Genomic DNA, 23,451 nt, shown 5'->3' with positions numbered 1-23,451 from the left:
TATTAAAATCACTTTAATTATATAAATAGAGTAATTTAGATTATAATGGTTTTTAAATTCAAAACATTTTTCACTTATCAGTCCTTAACTCGATATTTAATTAATATGTTTTTCTAAAGCATTACTTAAAATATTTTCCAATCTATATATTTAAGTAATGCTTATTTTCGTTATTTAATTTAATAACATAACATTTTTAATTTTTACAGCAAATTTTCGATATTCCTGATAAGCATAATGATCTGTCATACCACTAATATAGTCTTGTATAAGACGAGCGCGGTAATAAAATTCTAATATATCTTTTTCTGTCTCATGAGTAGTGCAAATTACTTCAATGCCTTCACCATAAGCTAAACAATGTTTAGTGGATAATTTATGCAATAGACGTGTTTCAATGAAATACTTCTTGTGATACTTATTTTGATAAAGCTGCGTAAAATCAGGACGTGGCATTAATAATAATGGGCGATAAAAGTTTAGTAAATCACTAATTATTCGATAAGCCTCTAATTCTAATTGTTCAACTTCCGGGTGCGTAAATACATGTTTATAGGCAACGCCTTTCAATACCTCCAAGAGATGATGTTCATCACTTTTATCTTCTAATAAGGCACTATTAAAACTTCCGGCATAAATTTCAGCTAAATGTTTAATAAAACGATGAGAACTATACGACGCCAATTTACTAATAATATTAAGTCTAAGATACATAAAAAATTGATCTTGCTTGCTACATCTTGTTTCATTCTGATTAATACTTTTGTAAGCTTTTCTACTGTTTGTTCAAATAAATCACCTTTTGCTTTTTTACCTGTCTCCAACTAAACCTTGCCGTAAATATTCCAACAGCTTATCAACACTGAAAATACCTTTTTCTACCGCATCATCCAAATCGGCAATGCAATAAGAGATATCATCTGCCGCTTCCATAATGTAGGAAAGCGGGAAACGACAATATGGCTTCATATCTAATCGACGATACAACTCTTTGATAAAACTATCTTCTGACCAATAATAGCCCGGTTTTTAGTTAAATAATCAAAATCTTTAGGGATTTTATCCAGTTGATAAGCACCTTTAGTATATTTTAAGATTGAGCCAATTTGGGCATAAGTCAGGTTCAATTTTAACAATTCATGGATCATTCTAAGTCCCTGAGCATTACCTTCAAATTGACAAAGATCTATACGTAATTGGCGACGAAGCAAATCTTTGTTAGATTCATTTGTTAGTTGTAGAAAATTAATTTGGCATTGATCTTTAGCCTTTGATTTAGTAGAAAAATTCAGCGTCAAGTAATGTTGAAAACCAGCTCTTAATGGCGGCCTCACCAAAATGACCAAAAGGTGGGTTGCCAATATCATGCATTAAACATGCCATTTCAATCAAACTTTCAAACGCATCAAGGCGCTCAGAGAGACCATAAGTTGCCAGCAATTTCTTTTTTTTCAATTGGCTTATCACAGTCTTTGCAATAAAACGGCCAATTTGCTGCACTTCTAACGAATGCGTCAGACGACTTCGAACCGCCGCATTTTGTTCTAAAGGAAAGACTTGAGTCTTCTGTTGTAAGTGGCGTATTGCGGCAGAATTAATAATGCGCCCTCGATCACTTTCAAATTGACGATTAACTTGTTCCTCATTCTTTGCATCAACATTGTAATCACTATATTTACGAAGAAAATTGAGCTTTTGCCTAAAATCAATCTTGGACATTTCCCCTCCCGATGATGAAATATTCCCAACTAATGGATCACAGTTAACTTTTTTCTCTTTTCAATGTTACAATGGCACGGATCTGACAACATGTCTAATTAATCAACTATGAGTATGACACAATGAAAGTTGCAATAATAGGTGCAATGGAGCAAGAGGTAGCATTATTGCGCGAGCAAATCAATGCTCAGTTGACATTATCATGGGCTGGCTGCGAAATTTACTGGGGAAAATTTGATGATCTTGATATCGCATTATTAAAATCAGGCATTGGTAAAGTTTCTGCGGCAATGGGGACAACATTACTAATAGAACATTTTGCCCCTGAATTTATTATTAACACTGGCTCCGCCGGTGGGTTAGTACCTGTTTTGCAGGTTTCTGATATCGTGGTTTCAACTGAAGTTTGCTATCATGATGTCAATATCACCGCCTTTGGTTACCAACCAGGCCAAATGGCACAATGTCCAGCCACATTTAAAGCGGATAAAAAATTACAAGAACTGGCCGAAAAGTGTATTGAAAAATTAGATTTACGTGCTGTTCGCGGTTTGATTTGTAGTGGTGATAGCTTTATTAATGGCGCGAAAGAGCTAACCTATATTCGGCAAACTTTTCCTACTGCCATCGCTGTTGAAATGGAAAGCGCCGCAATTGGTCATGTATGTTATCAATTTAATATCCCATTCGTTATTGTGCGTGCAATTTCTGATGTCGCTGATAAAAAGTCCCATCTCTCTTTTGACGAATTTTTGCCTGTCGCGGTTCGTCAATCAAGCCTATTGGTGCAAACTATGCTGGCTAATTTAGCTAACTCAAGCCAAAGCTGTAAATGAGCTATTAACAACCACTTATAGCCCAGATCCCCTATACTAAGGATTATTAATTACCCTTAGTAAGTTAAACGATTAAATACTAAATGAAGAACCGCAACCACAAGTTGTTTTCGCATTTGGATTGGTTACAACAAACCGTGACCCTGCTAATCCTTCAATATAATCAACACAACCGCCAACCAGATACTGTAAACTCATAGGATCAACGATTAGTTCGACGCCTTGCTTTTCAATGGTTAAATCACCTTCATTCATTTTATCATCAAAGGTTAAACTATATTGAAAACCACTACAGCCTCCACCAGTAATATAGATACGCAAACGCAAATTGGGATTTTCTTCATCCGCAATCAACGCTTTAACTTTATTCGCTGCAGCATCAGTAAACTGTATAGCCAGTGCAGTATCATTACTCATTTCTAACTCCAGGCCGACATGCCAATCAATAGACGCAGGAAGCATCAATACTTCAGTGGACAAGGGATGATTATCTAACAGCCGGCCAATTGATTCAAGATCGAGCCGAAATTAACTGATTTAAAAAATTCTCGCTACATTTGCTATTTGGTTTACTGCCAATACTGCTTTAAGATATGCGCAAAATTTCTGCTGGACTAATGCTTGGAGTTATTTAATGAGTCAATCTGAAACACTTTACCTAAAAGCCAAAAATTTTATTCCTGGCGGTGTCAATTCACCGGTTCGGGCGTTTAATGGTGTTGGCGGCTATCTATTATTTATTCAGCGAGCTGACGGTGCTTATATTTATGATGTTGATGGCAAAGCTTATATCGATTACGTTGGTTCTTGGGGACCGATGATTTTAGGTCATAATCACCCGACAATTAAGCAAGCGGTCATCCAAGCAGCAGAAAATGGCCTGAGTTTTGGTGCCCCGACCGCCATTGAAGTAACAATGGCAGAAATAATTACTCAACTTATTCCATCCATCGAAATGGTTCGTATGGTAAATTCAGGCACAGAAGCCACAATGAGTGCCATACGGCTTGCTCGCGGTTATACAGGCCGTGACAAGATTATTAAATTTGAAGGCTGTTATCATGGACATGCCGACTGCCTATTAGTTAAAGCAGGCTCAGGCGCTTTAACCTTTGGTCAACCTAATTCTCCTGGCGTTCCCGCTGATGTTGCCAAACATACTCTTACCTGTACATTTAATGATTTAGATTCAGTTCGGCGTACTTTTGCCCAATATCCGCAAGAAATCGCTGCTATGATTGTAGAGCCAGTAGCGGGCAATATGAATTGTATTCTGCCCGAGGCTGAATTCTTGCCTGGACTACGTACATTATGCGATCAATTTGGCGCGTTATTAATTATCGATGAAGTGATGACCGGCTTTCGGGTTTCCTTAGGTGGCGCACAAGCACATTATCAAGTTAAACCTGATTTGACCTGTTTAGGTAAAATAATCGGCGGTGGTATGCCTGTTGGCGCATTCGGTGGCCGCCGCGAATTGATGGAAAAACTAGCTCCAATAGGGCCAATTTATCAAGCCGGTACCTTATCAGGCAACCCATTAGCGATGGCAGCAGGCCTTGCTTGCCTAACAGAAGTTGCTAAACCCAATACCCATAAACGCTTAGCAGAACTGACGAAAAAACTTGTTACAGGCTTACAAGAAAAAGCGCAACAAGCTGCTACTCCGTTAGTTGTTAATCATGTTGGCGGCATATTTGGTCTATTTTTTACGGCAGCACCACAAATTAACTGCTATCAGGATGCCATGCAATGTGATATTGAGAAATTTAAGCAATTCTTCCATTTCATGTTAGATGAAGGCGTTTATTTGGCACCTTCTGCCTTTGAGGCGGGTTTCATGTCCATTGCGCATAGTGATGAAGATATTGATCGCACAATTAAAGCAGCAGAAAATGCTTTTAATAAGATGAACTAACTGATGATTTATGAAGCCATAAAAAAACCGGCGCTAATTTTTTACCATAGCGCCGGTTTACTAGATTTTTATTACTGTCCAAACATCTCTTTCACCCAAGCAGGTGCATCATTACTTTTGCTCTGTTGTTAATTTAAGTTCAGGTTTGGCTTCAATACTTGTACCACTTGCTGACATAATGCTTGGGGATCCTCTGTCCATACTGACAAAATACGATCTGCACCACCTGCGCAGTTAAAACTGCCATCGATATTCACTCGCATCTCCATAATTCCATCGGGAGAGCAATTATCCAATGCCAATGGAGTCTGATTTTCTAAATAACGACGATATAGATGTAATGCACCACTTGCACCAGTAAGATTTGTCGGACCATTATTATCACGACCAGCCCAAGCAATTGCCACTTCCTTACCATCGATACCAGCAAACCAACTATCACGTAGATCATTTGTTGTTCCGGTCTTACCGGCTAAGTGATATTGAGCAAATTTATTCATTAATGAACGAGATGTTCCACGCTCAACCACTTGTTGCATACCATAAAGTGTTAGATAAGCTGCCTGAGGAGATACTGCCCGCTCTGCAGATGGATAACTTTGATAAAGTTCATTGCCATCACCATCAATCACGGACCGTAATGCCGATAATCCCGCTCGATTGCCGCCGCCACTAATGGTTTGAAACATTTGCGCCGTTTCCATTGGCGTTAAGTTCAAGGCACCTAATAACATTGCCGGCACTTTTTCTATCGCATCACTTGGCACACCAAGACTTACTAATACTTTACTAACCTGATCCAAGCCAACACTCAAGCCAACATTCACCGTCGGAATATTCAGTGAGCTGGCCAAAGCATCAATCAACATGACCTGTCCCCGAAAACGGCGATCATAATTTCTCGGTTCCCATATTTGATTATCAAATTTGACGCTAATCGGCTCGTCAGGTACCCAAGTATTTAAACGAAAACGGTCTGGTTCACTTAATGCGGTAAGATAAGTTGACGGCTTAGCCAGTGAACCAATTGAGCGGCGAGCATTTAACGCTCGGTTAAAACCAGAATATTGTGGTTGTGAGCCACCAACCATAGCGCGAACTTCGCCATTAATACGATCAACCACCACCATCGCGCCTTCCAGATCAGGCAACTTACGTGTTTTACGTAAATCTGCTATCCCCTGTTCGACGGCATTTTCAGCTGCTTGCTGCGAGATTGGATCTAAAGTAGTAAAGATTTTAGCTCCAGAAAGGTTATTTACTCTATCGCCCAATTTTTCAACCAATTCTTCCCGAACGAGCTGCATAAAGGCGGGTTGAGGTGTCAAAACACCGCTTCTGGGTTTAACGCCTAAAGGACGAGCACTCAATATATTATACATTTCATGATCGATAATTTCGCGCGTTTCCAATAGCTTTAACACTAAATTACGACGTTCTAGCGCCAATTTAGGGTTACGCCATGGGTTATATAGTGATGCTCCCTTCACCATACCAACTAATAACGCTTGTTGATCAATACTCAGCTCATCGATTGGACGACCAAAATAGTAGAGGCTAGCAAGGGGAAAACCCCGAATTTGGTCATCGCCGCTTTGTCCTAAATAAACTTCATTTAAGTACAGTTCAAGAATACGTTCTTTGCTATAGCGAGAATCCATTAAAATCGCCATATAAGCTTCATTAGTTTTACGTATTAACGTTCTTTCATTACTTAAAAATAAGTTTTTAACTAATTGTTGAGTTAGCGTACTGCCACCCTGAAGCGTCTTACCAGCCATTAAATTAGCAATAACCGCACGCCCAATAGAATAAATACTTACTCCATCATGCTCATAAAAATGTCGGTCTTCAGTTTCAAGTAATATTTTGACTAAAGAATCAGGAAAATCTTCTCTCGGCAAAACTAAGCGTTGCTCATTGTTCGCCGATTGCATCATGGTGATAAGTTTAGGATCTAGTCGAAAAAAACCAAACGAACGCCCATTTTCCATATTAGTAATATTGGTGAGCCGAGCATGATCAAAACTTAATTTAGCTAAAATCTGTTCTTCTCTTTGATCAGGAAAGGAAAATAGCCGGCGTAACATTTCTATCGTGTTATCTTTAACAATATACTCACCAGGTAAAGTAATTTTATTTACCTGGCGATATTGCATGCCATCTAATAATCGAATCATCTCTTCTTTACTGTAATTCATCCCCGGTTCAAGATTAACCATTCGGCCATAAACTGCAGCTGGTAGATCCCAAACTTTACCATCAAGACGATCACTGATTTTCTGATATAAATAGATACCATAGACACCAACTAACAATGCCAAGACTATGGCAATTTTGACAAACAACCAAAACCAACGCCATCTATCTTTAGGTGGCCGAGACTTATTCTCTTTACTTGCCATTAGTTCTTCTTCCTTGTTGTCATCAATATCTTCATACTCATAATCATAGTTATCTAACCGATTATTTTGATGAGATTTTGATTTTTTACCAGTGGGCTTTTTCTTAGATCTGCGCCCAATGGGTTCATAATTATCTTTGTCATGCATGGTATAAAATCAATCTTTATTTACTATTAGTTTATTTTTAACCCAAGAGTTTAATGATAACTTACAGATATTTCTTTCAGAAATCTCATTAAAATAGCATTTTTATCATAATTAAATAATAAATATCCGCTAAATAGCAGTTTTATACTCTGATAATAAGATTATTACCACTATCTATCCATTAATTTATATGAAAAAGCAACAATTATTAACTTTTAGTGCCAAATATTGTACCATTGCTTTGCCCTTAGCCGTCTCTATAGCTGGGCGACTTTAAAATGATTACAAGTAATTACTCTATATCAGTAAATTTATATTGGAGAAAAACATATATTTTGTAATCAAAATTAAGACGCTTAGCTATAACACTAGCTTGAGGATGCTCTTCTAGCCCAGTATGTGCATAGAGCCCATAATTACTCTGTTTTTTAATTGAGTGTAACCTAAGTCTAATGGCTTAAATAGATGAGGAAAGAGATGCATATCCATTTTCCTTATGATGGGTTCTTAGTATTGGATTATTGTTTTACTTAATAGCCAATTGCAACAAAAATTGTAGAAAAATTATCTTAATTTAACCTATATTAATAGTTTTAAGACTATATTATTATTAATAAATTGTGATTTTTATCATATTTACCGATGTATTATTTTATAATTATTAAATTGTCGTAAAGTCCTACATTAAATAGTTAGGATATAAATAACGTTGTAAAAGTATAAAAATGTAATTTTCATTCTTTTGGTAGTTAAATGTTATTAATTTTAGCGTAGGGTCACATTTGAATGATAGGAGATTTGATAGAATTGTGCTTCTTCATAGATCTATTTTCACATAATGATATCAATTGAATTTTTACAGGACAGTTAAAAACAACATCTTTAGTAAGCATGGTTGTATAATTTTAACATATTGATTTAGAAAAGTTATTTATAGTAATCGACAATTTTTTGTATTCACTTTACTTACGGTATTTTAGAGTAGACTATAAAATAGTTATATTATTGCGTTTATTTATATGTATAAGATTTTTGAAATTTAGCTAAAATTTAAGTAAACAAAAATTAGTATAGTGAAAAATTAACCAAAATAGTTTTAGAAGATATTTGGTAGTTCTTTCTTATTTTTTTAGTGATAATATTTTAATCATTAAGTTTATCCTGATTATGTTGAGGTGTTGTTGGCTTTTGGATGAGCAAGATAAAACTAAAAATCCGTGGCAATTTATAAATATATAGGTGATTATAATAAGGGTAATGGCTCTAATCGAAAAATAAAGACATATTTATTAGATAAACAATTAGCTAACTCTTTTATTAATAAATTAACTAACAGAACTCATTTTACTAATAGAGAAAGTAGCAATATCCCTTTCTATCATTGTTAATCAATATAAAGGCATACAACATATATAATATTTAAAGATATTTATTTAGTAAATAAATAATTTTTTTGCATTTATTAACAATATGATTAATGAACATCGTTAATGTTAAAATTCCCGTAACAATACTTAACGATACAGCGATTGGAATATGAAAAATATCCATTAATAACATTTTTATACCAATGAAAATTAAGATAATAGATAGCCCGTACTTTAGCATAGAAAATTTTTCAGCAATACCTGATAAAACAAAATACATTGCTCGCAAGCCTAAAATCGCAAATAGATTTGAAGTCAAGACAATAAAAGGATCCGTTGTTACTGAAAAAATGGCAGGAATACTATCCACGGCGAAAATAATATCACTAATCTCAACTAAAATTAATACCATAATTAACGGAGTAACGAATAAAATACCTTGTTGACGAATAAAAAAACGCTCGCCATGTAAAGTATCTGTCATGCGTAAATGAGAACCGACCCATTTTACTAGTGGTTTTTTATCAAACGATTGATCATTTTCTTTAACAAAAAACATTTTTATACCGGTAAATAATAGAAAAATGCCAAAGAGATAAAAAACCCAGTGAAACTGAGAGATTAGCCAACTACCTGTAAAGATCATGATAGTACGCAATACTATCGCACCCAAGACACCATAGATAAGAACTCGGTGCTGTAAATTGACTGCGATTGAAAAATAATCAAATAACATTAACCAAACAAATACATTATCAACAGCTAACGCTTTTTCCAGTAAATAAACGGTTAAAAAAGCCATTGTCTGGCGATTAGCCATCGTTAGGCTAGTTGTCTGTTTAAAATAAAACCATAAACTTAAGACAAACAATAATGCCAAACTAATCCAAATAAAACTCCATACAACAGCCTGTCTTACTGTTATTTCTTTTCCTGGATGCTTACCCTGTAAAGAAATATCAATAAGTAACATAATCGCAATAAGAACAGTAAAGATTGCCCATAATACGGGAGTAGCAACAGAATGCATTTTAGCTCCTAGAAAAGAAAAACGACCGATTCCTACAGAAGGCTCAGCCGTTATAATCCATTTTAGTCTTTATAGGTTTCTATTCCACTAATTTAAATTATAAGTAAACCTTGCCCGCTGGCAAGGTCTCACTTACAACACAAAAACTACTTTGATATCCACCTGTGATGCCCAGTTACCGGGTGCATAACACCGTAATGACCATAGACCGGCTAAAGAAGTTACTCCCCTTTGCTAGCTATTAAAATAAAAGATCTGCTAGCGAAACACAAGATATAAGTAAATGTACTTCATGAATTATAAAAAAATAAAATATAAAATAGAGAGTCAATTTCAACGAAAAATTTGCTATTTAGTTATTTATGATTTTGTTAGAGTATTACACTAGTCTAATATATTATGCTTATATCTGAATTTAATATTTAGGCTCATACTACAACCCTTTTAACTAGGTTCACATTATCTCTAATAAGGGATAATAGGTAATAACTCCCAATTAGGTTTAAAGATCACGGTATTTAGGAAACACTTGATGGAATTAGTTAAAGAACTTTTTTTTGCACTCTGGCATCAAGATTACAATATGCTAATGAATCCTTCATTAGTATGGGCTATCTACATTATATTATTTATAATATTATTTTTGGAAAATGGAATATTACCTGCCGCTTTTTTACCCGGTGACAGTTTACTCATTCTAGTAGGCGTCCTAATAGCTAAAGACACTATCAATTATCCATTGACAGTTATTATCTTAACCGCAGGTGCCAGTTTGGGTTACTGGGTAGGCTATCTTCAGGGTAGATGGCTAGGAAATAATAAAATTGTGCAAAGCTGGCTTTTTCATTTACCTGAACATTATCACCACCGTGCTTATGGCCTGTTTCATCGCCATGGTTTAGCAGCGCTGCTTATTGGCCGCTTTCTTGCTTTTATCAGGACCATCCTACCTACCATCGCCGGCCTATCCGGTTTACCTGATAAACGCTTCCAGTTTTTTAATTGGCTTAGTGGATTACTTTGGGTATTGATTTTAACTAGTATTGGTTATGTATTCGGTAAAAGCCCATTCTTTCAATACTACGAACGCCAAATCATGAGTATTTTGATGTTGATCCCGCTTTTTTTGCTTTTTATTGGCCTAATAGGCAGTATAACCGTAGTACTAAAGAAAAAATTTAAGCGCCTTAATCCCTAAATCCAAACTAACTTATGCTGTTGCCTACTTTCCTGGTAACAGCATAGCTTTCGGTCAAACCGTTTATCAAATTTTCATACCAGTATAATTATTTTTATATTTCAATATAACAAATTTTAAATTACCTTAAATGAGATATAGATTGATTTTATTGGTTCTTTTACTATTCTCAAAGAATAAGAGTGATAATAATTAACATTATTTATTGAGAGAGGTTAACGTTATGAAAAATAAAGAAAACCTGCGTACAGAGTTAAAATTATTAGCGGATTCTTTGGAAGAAGTTTTGTACAATACAAAAAATAAATCCAAAGCAGAAATTGACAAAATTCGCCGTAAAGCAGAAAAAGCGTTAGATGATTCTCGCCAAAAACTGAGTGATGTAAGCCGTAAAATTATTCATCAAACTAAGGAAGTTGCTGGCCGTGCTGATGATTATGTACATGAAAATCCATGGACAGGTATTGGTGTTGGTGCCGCTGTCGGGCTGGTATAGCTAAGCGTTTTAATTTTGATTACAAAATATATGTTTTTCTCCAATATAAATTTACTGATATAGAGTAATTACTTGTAATCATTTTAAAGTCGCCCAGCTATAAATGATGTCATCAAAATTAAGTCGCTTAGCTATACTTATGCCATGATGGCAGAATTGAAAAAGGGCGATACCGCTATCTATTTTCGCGAATATAAAGCCAACGAAGGAAAAGTTAAAGCTAATATTCGCAGTGTTACTAACGAACAATTAAAAACAATTGTCTCACGCATACGCCAAGTTGTTACTGGAGTCAAATAATGGGAAAACAATTAACCCCTAATTTCTATCATGATCGTGTTTGTCTCAATGTTCTGGCAGGCTCTCACCAAAATGCTAAAGAGATTGATCAAGCCGCTGAAACTTATGTTGTGGTTGGCGTGCTGTCAAAAAACTATACTGACTTAAATAGTGCTATTGACGATATGGTTAAATATGCTGATGAAATTGATAATGCACTTTCTGTCGGTTTAGGTGCAGGCGATCCTAATCAATCTAGTATGGTTTCGCAGATTGCTAAAGTCATTCAGCCGCAACATGTAAACCAGGTATAGCTGGGCGACTTTAAAATGATTACAAGTAATTACTTTATATCAGTAAATTTATATTGGAGAAAAACATATATTTTTGTAATCAAAATTAAGACGCTTAGCTATATTTACTGGTCCCGCAACCAGTCGTGCATTATTAGGTCAAGATCAGACTATTGTGAATGCGCTTATTTCGCCAACCCCTGAAGTGGGTAAAGTAAAAATTTCTACCGGGCCGCTAAGCTCAAATTATCCAGACGCCATTTTTCCTGTTGAAACGGCAATTGCAATGTTAAAAGATATGGGCACAAGTTCTGTGAAATTTTTTAATATGGAAGGGTTAAAATATCGCGAAAAATATCAAGTTGTTGCAGAAGCTTCTGCTAGCTGTGATTTTTATCTTGAACCAACTGGCGGTATCGACTTAAACAATTATAGCTAAGCGTCTTAATTTTGATTAAAAAAATATATGTTTTTCTCCAATATAAATTTACTGATATAGAGTAATTACTTGCAATCATTTTAAAATCGCCTAGCTATACACCGAAACACCGAAACACCGAAATTCTCAAAATTCCATTAAATGCTGGTGTAAAGAAAATTATTCCTCATATTTATAGCTCTCATTGATAAAGCAACCGGTAATACGCGTCCTGAGGACGTTAAAAAATTATTTGAAATGACTAAGCAATGTTTATAGACGCTATTGATAATAAATAATCGGTTTATCAATTTTATTGCACTCTAAATAGTCTAAAAGTAAAACCCTATTGTAATTTTACTTAAAATGGGGTTTTTAATGTTTTAGAGTCAGCCGATAAGCCGGATTCTGTCGTGGACAACCATTCATCTAGGCCAGCACTTGCGCACTGACTCAAGCAGCCTATACCCGGGTTCGATGCGGGCCGCATCTAGTGAACCCCTATTTGGCCTTGCTCCGGGTGGAGTTTACCGTGCCGCAAACTATTGCCAGTTGCGCGGTGCGCTCTTACCGCACCTTTTCACCCTTACCTGTGCTTAATAGCCATCGGCGGTTTGCTCTCTGTTGCACTAGTCGTAGGCTTTCGCCTCCCAGACGTTATCTGGCACCCTGTGCCCTATGGAGCCCGGACTTTCCTCCCCTTTATTAACAATTACCTAGGGTAATCAACAATAAAGCAGCGGTTGTCTGGCTAACTCCAACGCCGAATTATAGGGATTTAACATTAATTTGTATAGTTGTTTATCACAACTGGCCAACAACTAATCTACTTGATTGCACTATCAGCACTAACTTCTTGTTCAAGACTATATTTATATAGTGCATTCTTCTTTAAACCATAAATTTTTGCCGTAATAGCCGCCGCCTTCTTTAACGGCAATGATTGCTCTAGTAACGTTAACGTTTTTTTTACCTCTGAGGAAATAACTACTTCACCCTCCTGTTGTGCTCTATATCCCTGAACCACCAATACCATTTCGCCACGAGAACGATTTTCATCAACTTTTACCCAATCAAGTAGTTCTCCAACCAGCAAACCATGAATAGATTCCCAAGTTTTTGTTAATTCGCGAGCTAAGAGAACATAACGCTCAGTGCCCCAAATAGCGACCATATCTCCTAATGTGTCTAACAAACGATGTGGTGATTCATAAAAAATAAGTGTTCTCGACTCCTCCATTAACGCTTGCAATACCTCTTGTCGACTCTTGCGTTTTGCTGGCAAAAATCCCTCATAACAAAAGCGATCTGAGGCGATACCGGCAGCGGAAAGGGCCGTAATTGCTGCGCATGGCCCAGGCAAAGGAACTACCAGAATACCTGCTTGGCGACAAGATTTTACCAAATGATAACCAGGATCATGAATTAGCGGTGTGCCTGCATCAGAAACTAACGCTATACTTAGTCCCTGTTTTAATTGAGGAATTAATTGATCTGTTTTCTGTTGTTCATTATGATCATGTAAGGAAATCATGCGGGTATTGATAGCAAAGTGTTGCAATAATAAACGCGTACGCCGGGTATCTTCCGCTGCAATAAGATCTACCTGCTTAAGGATCTGCAATGCACGCAGAGTGATATCATCCAAATTACCAATAGGAGTTGCTACAATATATAGTGTTGATACCATCTCTACCTCTATATCTTGATTAAGTTCATTCATTGTTTATTCCGAATAACCAATTAAAATTGAGCAATAATAATTACATGACTGGACAAAGTATGCGTTCTTCAATTTTTGTTAAAAAAGGCTTGATATGTATAGCGATACTATCCTCTCTTTTGTTAGTAGGATGTCATTCCTCACTAGATCAAAGTAAACCGACTGCCCATGCAACCATACAAGCAAGCTCTGAAATCAGCCATTATCAATCAATTATTGATCCGGCTAATGGTACACCATCTGCTGAAGCTTTGCGCGCCTATATCGCGCAAGAACCCCTATTAAAAAATAAGGTTAATCACCAGAAAAATATTGATGATTTTTGGCAAATGTTAATCAGTTTGTCTGATGAACAAGTTCAAAAATTAGCTGTTAGGGCAGATGAAAATGTCTTACAAGGTAAGATTAATCTGCTTGATTTATATCATAATAACTACCAAGATCCGGCGGCATTACAAAATGCATTTAATGACTGGAAAATACGCTATCCAGACAATCCGGGTGTTAAAACTTCCCCAACAGCACTAATACAAATCATTCATCAATCTTCAATCAGTAGAAACCCTAAAATTGGTCTATTCTTGCCTTTAAGTAAGTAATAACGGTAAAATATTTTCTGAAGCGATTTTACAAGGTTTCCTTGATGCCCAAAAAGGTTTACCCATCGATCTGATAACCGCAACCAGCTCATCCGAGCAAAATAGCCAAAATAGTGATCCCGTTCAAAGTATTATTGATTCAATTACTAGCAGTAGCAATAATGTAACGCAGGAAAAAAATCCACAAACCCCATCGCTTGTTATTGACAATGCACCTATTAATAATCAAAAGGTTAAAGTATACGATACCAATACTCAATCGATTGAGTCACTCTTGCAACAAGCTGAACAGGATGGCATTTTACCTTAGTTGTCGGGCCACTTTTAAAACCGGATGTACTTAAAGCTATTCAAATAAATACTCCATTAAATCTTTTGAAATTAAATGAATTAGATAATGATAAAATGCCGCTTAAAAATAATGTCTCTTACTTTTCTCTGTCGCCTGAAGATGAAGCGGTTAATGCAGCTCGTCATATGGGGAAAAAGGGCAAACAAGTACCCTTGATCCTGATCCCTTCTTCTCCTTTTGGGGAACGTATCGCAAATATATTTGCACAAGAGTGGCAAAAATTGAAACAAACCCCAGTTCGTCAACAAAGTTTTGGTAATATTGATAGCCTAAAAGCTAGAACTGCTCAAAATACTGGAATACAGATGATAGGCACGTCAATAGTAATTGCCGAACAGCAAAATACCAACGATACGGCAGAGGCGATTGATGCGGTGTATATTCTCTCGCCACAAGTGATGAATTGTCATTGATTAAACCGATGATAAATATCGCAACCGACAGTCGCACACGTCCAATGCTTTATGCCAGTTCTCGTAGTCATCAAACAGATTTAAGCACTGATTATTATCTGGAAATGGAAGGCTTGCAATTTAGTGAAATCCCTTTATTTTCCGGCGCTAATTCCACTTTACTAACTCAAGCTAATCAACGACTCTCTGCTGATTACTCGCTAATTCGTCTTTACGCTATGGGAACTGATGCCTGATTATTAGCCAATCATTTCAATCAATTACAACAATATGATATCGAACTAAATGGAGCCACAGGCAAACTAAGTGTAAATAGTAACAATTGCGTAATTTTTCGTACCCTGCCGTGGTTGAAATTTAAACAAGGAAAAGTTCAATTGATTTAATAAATTGTAAGTTAAAAGTAAAATTTGTCAGCCAATAGATAAAAATAGAGTAAAATAGTGACTAAAGTGTCATTTGAACGACACCCTCAGCTTATAGATAAGGATATCCGCTATGCTAAAATCGCCAAATTTATCTTGGATACAAGGACGTTACTTCGAATATAAAGCCAAACAATTCTTACAACAACAAGGACTGCAATTTATTAGCCGCAATGTGAGTTTCCCGGTTGGAGAAATTGATTTAGTTATGAAAGATCAACACACTTGGGTTTTTGTTCAAGTACGCTTTCGCCGCCATGATAACTTCGGTAATGCATTGATGTCAGTAACTTTAAACAAACGAAAAAAATTACTTGCAGCCGCTAAATTATGCCTGCTTAAACAAAATGAAAACATAGAAACCGCTTTATATCGTTTTGATATTTGTGCTACTACCAACAATCAATTTGAATGATTACCAAATGCCTTTAGTGACTATGATGCCATCCACTAATTATATGTAAGTAGGTCTTAACGTGTTGGAGAAAATTAAAGCCTGTTTTACCGAAAGTATTCAAACACAAATTGCCGCTGCTGAAGCATTACCCGATGCTATTTCTCGTGGAGCGATTATGATCGTTCACGCCTTGCTAAATGGTAATAAAATCTTATGTTGCGGCAGTGGCGGCTCAGCAGTTATTGCACAACGCTTTGCGACCAGTATGATCAATCAATTTGAAGCTGAACGTCCGAGTCTACCCGCTTTATGTCTTAACACAGACAATGCGATTATAACCTCGATCGCTAATGGCCAAAAACCCGAAGAGGTATATGCAAAACAAGTGCGTGCATTAGGCCAATCTGGTGACGTACTTCTTGCAATTGCCACCAAAGGCGATAGTCGCGTTGTGATAAAAGCGGTTGAAGCTTCACTCGCTCGTGATATGACGATTGTGGCCTTAACCGGTCATGATGGCGGAGAATTAGCCGGTTTATTAGGCACACAGGATGTAGAAATTCGAATACCTTCGCAAAGAAGCATCAGAATTCAAGAAGTTCACCTATTAACAGTTAACTGTTTATGTGATCTAATCGATAATACACTTTTTCCGCATCAAGATGACTAAGGAGTAATAATGAGACTATTTCCTCTAATTACCATAATATGCAGTACCCTTTTATTACAAGGATGCATTGGGGCTGCTGTAATAGGCTCAGCGGCGGTCGCTACAAAAAGTGCGACGGATCCAAGAAGTGTCGGTCGCCAAGTCGATGATGGAACATTAGAAGCCCGCGTTAGTGCTGCTATTAACAAAGACCAAGAAATTACCCGCAATGCACGTATTATTACTACAGCTTATGGAGGTAAGATACTGCTTACCGGCCAAGCGCCCGCTCTTGCATTAGCTGAAAGAGCGAAACAGATAGCAACCAAAGTAAAAGGTGTTGAAGCAGTTTATAATGAGATCCGTCAGGCAACGCCGGTTGATCTTGGTACGGCGTCTAAAGATACCTGGATAACCACCAAAATAAAATCACAAATTCTTACCAATGATTCGGTTAAATCATCAACCGTCAAAGTTATTACCGAAGGTGGAGAGGTATTTTTACTTGGTATTCTAACTCAACGGGAAGGAGCTGCTGCTGCAAAAATCGCCAGTGAAACGGATGGCGTTAAACGCGTAACTACTGCATTTACCTACCTTAATTAATATTTTCTCATTCAATATAAAAAGTGATTATCTTTCTAATTTTTTTCCCGGCAGCCACAAGGCCGGGTAAGAAATTTTAGAGTAGCGCTCTTTAGCTGCTATATTTCACGACGCTCAATAACCTTTGCTATCTTTAACGAAAATAAAATATTTTTAGTACTATTTCTTAAAATAACCCAATCCTAAAAAAACCTACATCAACCAATTAAGCAACTTTCCTCGAGCCTCGAGATTTAATCGCTTCTGTTATTACCTGAAGTTAATATATTGACAACAATAATTATTTTACATCTAAAGCATAATCTAATGAAATAATATAGCTAAGCGACTTAATTTTGATGACATTATTTATATGAGCTATTCAATTGATTTTAGACGTAAAGTGATATTTACGATGGAAGAAGAAGGGTTGAGTATCCGAGAAACAGCGAAGCAATTTCGGATTGGCTCTGCATCTGTATCGCGTTGGATTAATCAAATAGAGCCAAAAGCATCGACTACGCGTCAGCGAAAAATCGATAAATCCGAGTTGATAAAAGATGTTGAACAATATCCAGATGCTTACCCAAAAGAGCGTGCAGAGCGTTTTGGCGTTTGTCAGAAGGCTATTTGGCAAGCTCTTAAAAAAATGGGAGTGACCTATAAAAAACTCTACGTCATCCGAAAGCCGACGAAAACACTCGACAAACGTTTCAACAAAAAAACAACAGTATGAAAAAGAAGGAAAGCATATTGTTTTTATTGATGAAAGTGGTTTTTCACACGATACCCCGCGGACTCACGGCTATTCCCCGAAAGGTCAACGGTGTCTTGGTCTCAAGAACTCGGGAGCTAAAAGAAGAACAAATGTTATCGGCGCTTTATTGGGCACAACGCTGTTTGCTATCGGATTATTTGATATCAATATTAACAGCGATGTTTTCTATGCATGGGTCACCCAAGTCCTTATCCCAGTACTTCCTAAAAACAGTGTAATCATGATGGATAATGCAACTTTTCACAAGAAACAGAGTATTCAACAACGCATCATCGATGCGGGGCATATGGTGGAATATTTGCCTACCTATTCGCCAGATCTTAATCCAATTGAACATGAATGGGCACAAGCTAAATGCAAAAAAAGAGCGCTCGGATGCGACACAGATATTTTGTTCGTACTCAATATGGTGTAATCAAAATTAAGTCGCTTAGCTATATCACTAATGAACACATTACCCGTCATCAATATAACGCGCATGGTTTATTAATAAAAAGTATTGATCCACGGTTATATGAACAACAAAAAATGACCCGATGATAAAACCTAATTTTTATTACCACACATCACTAAATAGTATAGTTTTAGCTACTAACAGTGTTGATGCCGGAACGACTTTTGATCTGCATGATATAGCTAAGCGTCTTAATTTTGATTACAAAATATATGTTTTTCTTCAATATAAATTTACTGATATAGAGTAATTACTTGTAATCATTTTAAAGTCGCCCAGCTATATTTGCTGCTTATGTTGGTAATAATCCCACTAGTCGATTCGTTGGCCGCAGTTTAGGCGATAAAATATTTTCATTTTTCTTACGTAAAATTTCAGTTGGCGATCCCAATGAATGGATGGGAAGCGCAATTGGTGCGACCATTTTGGGGATTGGATCTGCGTTACAATTGACCATCACAAATCGCTATTTTCAGTATGTTACCGGTAAATTTATTCAATTTTAAAACTGGCTTGGAGGCAATGCAATGAATTTAATGAAACGCTTTATTCTACCCGATGCCGATGCAGAAAAAGCCTTAGCAATCGCTGCTGTTCGTAGCACAGCTCGAAGAATGGTTCGAGACGGTGTATCTTTCTAACTATTTTTTATAGTTAATAAAAAATTGCTAAAGACTGATGTCCTCCCTCTTCCGTGTATTAATTATACTTCTGGTTGATAGACGGCAGGATAGATTTATCAACAAACTTCTATCTAACTGATTTCATTTTCAACCAAACGACTAGTATATTCAGAACTCTTTATTCAGTTAAAAATCAAATGATGATTAAAGTTATTATTTAGCAATCAAATATGAAGCCAGTAACAGGACTGATATTTTCAGAATAAAATGCTGAAAAAATTTCATTACTATATTCTGATGAGCCATTCAGTCAGCAATGAAGCCATTATTTTTCAGAAAATTCTTATCATCCAATTGCTGCATATGCTGAAGTATCCAGTATCCACGCTTGACGAATTAATAAATCATTAGATGGTTTTTTACTTAATAAGCTAGCGGATTTTTTAAAATAGCAGCTAATCGTGCAGATTTAACTGCATTTAATTGATTTTCCGACTTTTTAAAATAAAATTTTGCTGCTTTTCTACGCCAAAAATACCCTCATCGAACTCAGCAATATTCAAATAAATCGTCAAAATCCGCTTTTTAGACCACATAACTTCAATTATCCGCGTCATAATAGCTTCAACTCCTTTACGAAGCCAGCTTCTCCCATCTCATAATCAAAGATTTTTACAACTTGTTGAGTTATAGTTGAAGCTCCTCTAATAGGTTTTTTACTAGCCGAATTTTGGTTGATAGCACTTTCTATTGCCTGAAAATCAAATCCCCAATGATTTGGGAAATTTTGATTTTCCGCGGAAATCGCTGCAATTAACATCTTCGCTGAGATGGCATTAAGCTCAACCCAGGCGAAACAAGAAGCATAAGAAAAGTTTAATGATAACCAAGCGTTAATTTCTCTTTCTAGCATGACCATCAAAAACGGAACAGGCAAAAATTTGAAAATCAAAAATGTTATTAACCAACAAGAAAATAAGATTAATAATGCTCTTTTTAACCAATGCCATAATAATAATAAGTAAACTAACATAACTAACGGCTTGCCAGTTCAATTACTTTTTTAAGTAATTTATTAATTTCTTGCCATGCTTCATTTACTGATGATGCTAAGATATAAACGGGTGTTGTTATTACTTTATTATCTTCATCAAGCACAATATCATCAAAGGAACAAATAATATATGTTCCTCCCATTTGTTCTATTTGAGCAATAGTTTTTTATCATTGCCTATTGTTAACTTTACCACTTTGTTTAAAATTTTAGGTAACATAACAGGCGCAATACACATCAATCCCATGGGCTTACCTTGTTGATGAATTTCGCGACAAAATGTTAATAAATCTTTATCTATTTCACAATCACTTCCTTTAATAGCAAAATTAGATAAATTTTTTGCGACCCCAAAACCACCAAGAATAATGACTGCACTAAATTTATTTGCATCAGCAGATCATAAAGGCGCTATTTTCCTACGAGAAATACGTGCAGACTGTACCATTATGTTCCTTTTTTCTTGATTTTCTGTCCATTTATATGATTAATAACATCTAGTTGCTCTCTATTAGGTGCAAAAAAATATTTCAACATCATTTTCACTCAAAGATAACATAGTAAGTACTGATTCATGGATTTCACTGTCATCGAATACACCACATCCGCTTAAAATTACTGCAGTAGGTTTCATATTTGACTCCATTTGTAGTAGATTGTTACTAATTCATTTAATGTGATAACATGGAACTTGATCACAAATTTTAATGAATCTTGTAACAAAAACGATTATATTTGTTATGCTGATTGGCTGACAAAAAATAAAGGTTTCTATTTTACTCACCATCTAGATTTATTCATATCATAATTGGTGAGAAAAAACCATTTGCCTGGTGTTGGCGCAGTATTCGCGCACCCCAACTTCGGTTGGGATTATCTTTTTTCAGCGCCGACTAACCATCGTTTCAAAACTTTAACATCTTTTTGCCAATCTACTTTTAATTCATCAAACCATTCGTGAATATTATCCCACCAGGCAGGTAAATCAGGAGATTGGAGCTGTTGAGCTAACTGCTGGAGATGGCGCAAACCAATTGCACTTGCTGCACCTTTAATTTTGTGGGCTTCTAAAACAATCCCATTTCGGTCTTTGGCCACAATATTAGAATCCAATAAAGATAGGTATCCTGGCATGACATTTTCAAAGATCTTTATGCTCTCTTCAATCAGTTTTTGTCCAACTAATTCGAAATATTGGTTGAGCATATTGATATCTAATACCTCATCATGATTGGCAAGTTGTTTTAGCGGAATGCTGATGGATTTATTTTTACAATCGGTCAAATATTTTTCAATAATCTTTATTAATGCACTTACCGACACTGGTTTACTCAATACATCATCGATACCGGCAGCAAGATACTCTTTTTTTTCTTTCAATACATTAGCTGTTAATACAATTAAAGGTGGAAGTTTATCATTAGCATAGATTTGACGAAACTGACGTGCAATATCGAGACCGGTCGTATCAGGTAGTTGGATATCCAATAAAACCAAATCGTAACTACCAATTTTAAACATTTTTAGTGCTTCTTTTCCATTCATAGCAACATCAACGGTATAGCCTAATTTTTCTAATACAGATCGTGCGACGATGATATTTAATTCAATATCTTCCACCAAAAGAATATGCAACTTGGGTCGTAAAACAGCTTCTGCTGTTGGAGTCTCAACCGTTTTTGCTACAATGGGCGCTATAACGGATACAGTGAAGCAAGAACCTACCCCTAATGTACTATCGACCTGTATATCTCCCCCCATGCTTTGCGCTAACCGTTTAGAAACAGCAAGACCAATTCCAGTACCCGTTTCTGGTCGGCAACCAGCACTACCCTTTACCTGATAGTACATGGCAAAAATTTTTTTTTGCTCCTCTTTTGGGATGCCAATACCGCTATCAATAACCTGAATAAAAAGTTGCTCATGTCCTTCATACCAAATACGAACTTTGATCTCACCCTGTTGGGTAAATCTGACGGCATTACCAATTAAATTCCATAGTATTTGCCGTAACCGTGTTGCATCAGTAATAATCTTGCTCGGTAAATTTTCTTTTACTTCTAAGATAAATTTTAAATCTTTAGGTTGTACTAAAAGCCCCGATAAATTTTCAAGATCAGAAATAAATTCATTAAAATCAATTTGTTGACTATCTAAACTAACCTTGCGGCGTTCAATCTTATCCATCTCAATAATATCATTGAAAATATTACCTAAAGTAATAGCGCTGACATGAATAGTTTTCAAATAATTTGTTTGTTCATCGGTTAATTCAGTATCGAGTAATATACGACTCAGTCCAACAATCCCATTAAGCGGCGTACGAAGCTCATGACTGATGGTTGAAATAAACGTTGTCTTATCCCTATTGGCATTTTCTAACGCTTCCTGATAATGCTTACGCTCGGTAATATCGCGTCCAAACCCTACTAACCCATGGCGTTTTCCAACCCGATCATAAAACGGGACTTTACGTATTTCAAAGCATGCTTTCCGTCCATCGGGATATACCAACCATTGTTCATAGGTCAATGACACATTATGACGAAATACTTTTTCATGAGTTTCCAGCTCCTTTTCGGCAACTTCCTCACCATAAATTTCACGATAAGTTAGCCCAATAAGCAGCTTTTCACTGCGACCTGTCAATAATTCCATTGCTCGATTATAATAAGAAAAATCATTATTTTCATCACGATAATAAACAAGATCAGGTGATGCATCTAAAAATGATTGTAATAATATAGACTGCTGTTCAAACTCAAGTTGTGTCTGCTCACGGCGCTTCATCTCTTTTTGCAATTTTTCTAATAATTCTAAATGTGCCTTTTTTATTTTTTCACGCTCTGCAATTTCCAAATTGAGCTGAGCAATATTTCCTTTAAGTTTCTCAGTAAGCTCGGCATCACGCTTACGCATAACTTCTAATTTATCAACCATGCCTGATAAACGACGACGAGACTCTTCAAGTTGTTCGACCACAACAGAAAGAAAATAGACCGCCCAAGGCGTAATAATCAATCCAAAAAAGATAGAGCGAACCAAATCAATATTATGAACATTGCCATATAATAAAATATCAACCGCGATCTGTAATACCATAGCTAATACGAAAAGTGCTGTGGCTAATAGTAAGGAAAATCGAATTAAGCCAAGCTTCATCATTAAATCAACATAATATTGAGCAAGTCCTTTAAGCAGCTTCATACACACTCCGATACAAAAAATCAGGTTAAATCATAACTTATATAGATAAAAAACAGAGGGATCTAACATACATTATGAGGGATAAT

Annotated in this window: 20 protein-coding genes, 1 other RNA gene and 7 pseudogenes; 18 read left to right on the top strand and 10 right to left on the bottom strand. The window is 36.1% G+C overall.

What is annotated here, in order from left to right:
- Positions 1-174: 174 nt before the first annotated feature.
- Positions 175-1,719 (bottom strand): annotated as a pseudogene (dgt, locus tag ARSQ2_RS00565) (dGTPase).
- Positions 1,720-1,841: 122 nt separating this feature from the next.
- Between dgt and mtnN the strand changes: the two are divergent.
- Entirely contained in the window at positions 1,842-2,555 is a 714-nt protein-coding gene (gene mtnN, locus ARSQ2_RS00560) for a 5'-methylthioadenosine/S-adenosylhomocysteine nucleosidase (protein WP_181993994.1), read from the top strand.
- A gap of 72 nt (positions 2,556-2,627) precedes the next feature.
- Here mtnN and erpA read toward each other — a convergent pair whose 3' ends face one another.
- Positions 2,628-2,972: an iron-sulfur cluster insertion protein ErpA gene (gene erpA, locus ARSQ2_RS00555; RefSeq protein WP_181993998.1), complete on the bottom strand. Its 345-nt coding sequence runs from the start codon at positions 2,970-2,972 to the stop codon at positions 2,628-2,630.
- Positions 2,973-3,189: 217 nt separating this feature from the next.
- On the opposite strand from erpA, the gene hemL reads away from it, so the two are divergent.
- On the top strand, positions 3,190-4,473 hold the full coding sequence (gene hemL / locus ARSQ2_RS00550; RefSeq protein ID WP_181993993.1) for a glutamate-1-semialdehyde 2,1-aminomutase: 1,284 nt from the start codon (positions 3,190-3,192) through the stop codon (positions 4,471-4,473).
- Between the two features lie 128 nt (positions 4,474-4,601).
- On the opposite strand, the gene mrcB is transcribed toward hemL, so the two are convergent.
- Positions 4,602-7,025, bottom strand: a complete 2,424-nt coding sequence (gene mrcB, locus ARSQ2_RS00545; protein ID WP_181993992.1) for a bifunctional glycosyl transferase/transpeptidase — start codon at positions 7,023-7,025, stop codon at positions 4,602-4,604.
- 1,419 nt (positions 7,026-8,444) lie between these two features.
- Complete coding sequence (locus ARSQ2_RS00540) at positions 8,445-9,422, bottom strand: TerC family protein (RefSeq protein ID WP_181993991.1); 978 nt, start codon at positions 9,420-9,422, stop codon at positions 8,445-8,447.
- Positions 9,423-9,954: 532 nt separating this feature from the next.
- On the opposite strand from ARSQ2_RS00540, the gene ARSQ2_RS00535 reads away from it, so the two are divergent.
- The 6 genes and pseudogenes from ARSQ2_RS00535 to ARSQ2_RS00510 form a co-directional block, all read left to right on the top strand.
- Positions 9,955-10,620 carry a DedA family protein gene (locus ARSQ2_RS00535; RefSeq protein ID WP_181993997.1) on the top strand — a complete coding sequence of 222 codons (666 nt, stop codon included), beginning with the start codon at positions 9,955-9,957 and terminating at the stop codon, positions 10,618-10,620.
- A 223-nt stretch (positions 10,621-10,843) separates the two neighbouring features.
- Positions 10,844-11,116, top strand: a complete 273-nt coding sequence (locus tag ARSQ2_RS00530; protein ID WP_181993990.1) for an ElaB/YgaM/YqjD family protein — start codon at positions 10,844-10,846, stop codon at positions 11,114-11,116.
- Positions 11,117-11,272: 156 nt separating this feature from the next.
- A pseudogene (locus ARSQ2_RS00525) lies at positions 11,273-11,416 on the top strand (SelA-like pyridoxal phosphate-dependent enzyme); the annotation flags it as partial.
- Positions 11,416-11,706 (top strand): annotated as a pseudogene (locus ARSQ2_RS00520) (KDGP aldolase); the annotation flags it as partial. The pseudogenes ARSQ2_RS00525 and ARSQ2_RS00520, both read left to right, overlap by 1 nt.
- 18 nt (positions 11,707-11,724) lie before the next feature.
- The gene (locus tag ARSQ2_RS00515; protein WP_181993988.1) at positions 11,725-11,892 is read left to right on the top strand and encodes a hypothetical protein; all 168 of its coding nucleotides are present in this window, start codon (positions 11,725-11,727) and stop codon (positions 11,890-11,892) included.
- Positions 11,813-12,124: pseudogene (locus tag ARSQ2_RS00510) on the top strand (KDGP aldolase); the annotation flags it as partial. The gene ARSQ2_RS00515 and the pseudogene ARSQ2_RS00510, both read left to right, overlap by 80 nt.
- Here ARSQ2_RS00510 and ARSQ2_RS00505 read toward each other — a convergent pair.
- Positions 12,069-12,206 carry a hypothetical protein gene (locus ARSQ2_RS00505; RefSeq protein ID WP_181993987.1) on the bottom strand — a complete coding sequence of 46 codons (138 nt, stop codon included), beginning with the start codon at positions 12,204-12,206 and terminating at the stop codon, positions 12,069-12,071. The pseudogene ARSQ2_RS00510 and the gene ARSQ2_RS00505 sit on opposite strands and share 56 nt — an antisense overlap.
- A 40-nt stretch (positions 12,207-12,246) precedes the next feature.
- Between ARSQ2_RS00505 and ARSQ2_RS00500 the strand changes: the two are divergent.
- Positions 12,247-12,385, top strand: a pseudogene (locus ARSQ2_RS00500) (KDGP aldolase); the annotation flags it as partial.
- Positions 12,386-12,487: 102 nt separating this feature from the next.
- On the opposite strand, the gene rnpB reads toward ARSQ2_RS00500, so the two are convergent.
- Both rnpB and rsmI read right to left on the bottom strand, forming a co-directional pair.
- Positions 12,488-12,865, bottom strand: an RNA gene (rnpB, locus tag ARSQ2_RS00495) — RNase P RNA component class A.
- A gap of 67 nt (positions 12,866-12,932) precedes the next feature.
- On the bottom strand, positions 12,933-13,829 hold the full coding sequence (gene rsmI / locus ARSQ2_RS00490; protein WP_181993986.1) for a 16S rRNA (cytidine(1402)-2'-O)-methyltransferase: 897 nt from the start codon (positions 13,827-13,829) through the stop codon (positions 12,933-12,935).
- Between the two features lie 59 nt (positions 13,830-13,888).
- On the opposite strand from rsmI, the gene ARSQ2_RS12095 reads away from it, so the two are divergent.
- The 9 genes from ARSQ2_RS12095 to ARSQ2_RS00455 all read left to right on the top strand — a co-directional run bounded on the left by ARSQ2_RS12095 (position 13,889) and on the right by ARSQ2_RS00455 (position 18,567).
- Complete coding sequence (locus ARSQ2_RS12095; RefSeq protein WP_238334223.1) at positions 13,889-14,428, top strand: penicillin-binding protein activator; 540 nt, start codon at positions 13,889-13,891, stop codon at positions 14,426-14,428.
- Between the two features lie 348 nt (positions 14,429-14,776).
- Positions 14,777-15,193 carry a penicillin-binding protein activator gene (locus ARSQ2_RS12090; protein WP_338078212.1) on the top strand — a complete coding sequence of 139 codons (417 nt, stop codon included), beginning with the start codon at positions 14,777-14,779 and terminating at the stop codon, positions 15,191-15,193.
- Positions 15,184-15,429 carry a penicillin-binding protein activator gene (locus ARSQ2_RS12085; protein WP_238334222.1) on the top strand — a complete coding sequence of 82 codons (246 nt, stop codon included), beginning with the start codon at positions 15,184-15,186 and terminating at the stop codon, positions 15,427-15,429. Before ARSQ2_RS12090 ends, ARSQ2_RS12085 begins: the two co-directional genes overlap by 10 nt.
- 262 nt (positions 15,430-15,691) lie before the next feature.
- The gene (locus ARSQ2_RS00480; protein WP_181993985.1) at positions 15,692-16,033 is read left to right on the top strand and encodes a YraN family protein; all 342 of its coding nucleotides are present in this window, start codon (positions 15,692-15,694) and stop codon (positions 16,031-16,033) included.
- 61 nt (positions 16,034-16,094) lie between these two features.
- A complete protein-coding gene (diaA, locus tag ARSQ2_RS00475) occupies positions 16,095-16,685 on the top strand; it encodes a DnaA initiator-associating protein DiaA (protein ID WP_181993984.1) in 591 nt (196 codons plus the stop codon).
- Between the two features lie 9 nt (positions 16,686-16,694).
- Entirely contained in the window at positions 16,695-17,270 is a 576-nt protein-coding gene (gene dolP / locus ARSQ2_RS00470; protein ID WP_181993983.1) for a division/outer membrane stress-associated lipid-binding lipoprotein, read from the top strand.
- A gap of 352 nt (positions 17,271-17,622) precedes the next feature.
- Entirely contained in the window at positions 17,623-17,985 is a 363-nt protein-coding gene (locus ARSQ2_RS00465) for an IS630 transposase-related protein (protein WP_181993982.1), read from the top strand.
- On the top strand, positions 17,912-18,442 hold the full coding sequence (locus tag ARSQ2_RS00460; RefSeq protein ID WP_338078211.1) for an IS630 family transposase: 531 nt from the start codon (positions 17,912-17,914) through the stop codon (positions 18,440-18,442). The genes ARSQ2_RS00465 and ARSQ2_RS00460 overlap by 74 nt, the downstream gene beginning before the upstream one ends.
- Entirely contained in the window at positions 18,382-18,567 is a 186-nt protein-coding gene (locus tag ARSQ2_RS00455) for a hypothetical protein (RefSeq protein WP_181993981.1), read from the top strand. Before ARSQ2_RS00460 ends, ARSQ2_RS00455 begins: the two co-directional genes overlap by 61 nt.
- Before the next feature lie 843 nt (positions 18,568-19,410).
- On the opposite strand, the pseudogene mtgA reads toward ARSQ2_RS00455, so the two are convergent.
- From mtgA to arcB, 3 genes and pseudogenes are all read right to left on the bottom strand, one after another.
- Positions 19,411-20,137, bottom strand: a pseudogene (gene mtgA / locus ARSQ2_RS00450) (monofunctional biosynthetic peptidoglycan transglycosylase).
- 2 nt (positions 20,138-20,139) lie between these two features.
- Positions 20,140-20,792: pseudogene (gene elbB, locus ARSQ2_RS00445) on the bottom strand (isoprenoid biosynthesis glyoxalase ElbB).
- A gap of 239 nt (positions 20,793-21,031) precedes the next feature.
- Complete coding sequence (gene arcB / locus ARSQ2_RS00440) at positions 21,032-23,365, bottom strand: aerobic respiration two-component sensor histidine kinase ArcB (RefSeq protein ID WP_181993980.1); 2,334 nt, start codon at positions 23,363-23,365, stop codon at positions 21,032-21,034.
- Positions 23,366-23,451 lie beyond the last annotated feature (86 nt).

The sequence above is a fragment of the Arsenophonus endosymbiont of Bemisia tabaci Q2 genome (assembly GCF_902713415.1).
Taxonomy (GTDB): Bacteria; Pseudomonadota; Gammaproteobacteria; order Enterobacterales; family Enterobacteriaceae; genus Arsenophonus.
The sequence above is the reverse complement of the archived record's forward strand: the minus strand, read 5'-3'. Positions and strand labels throughout refer to the sequence as shown.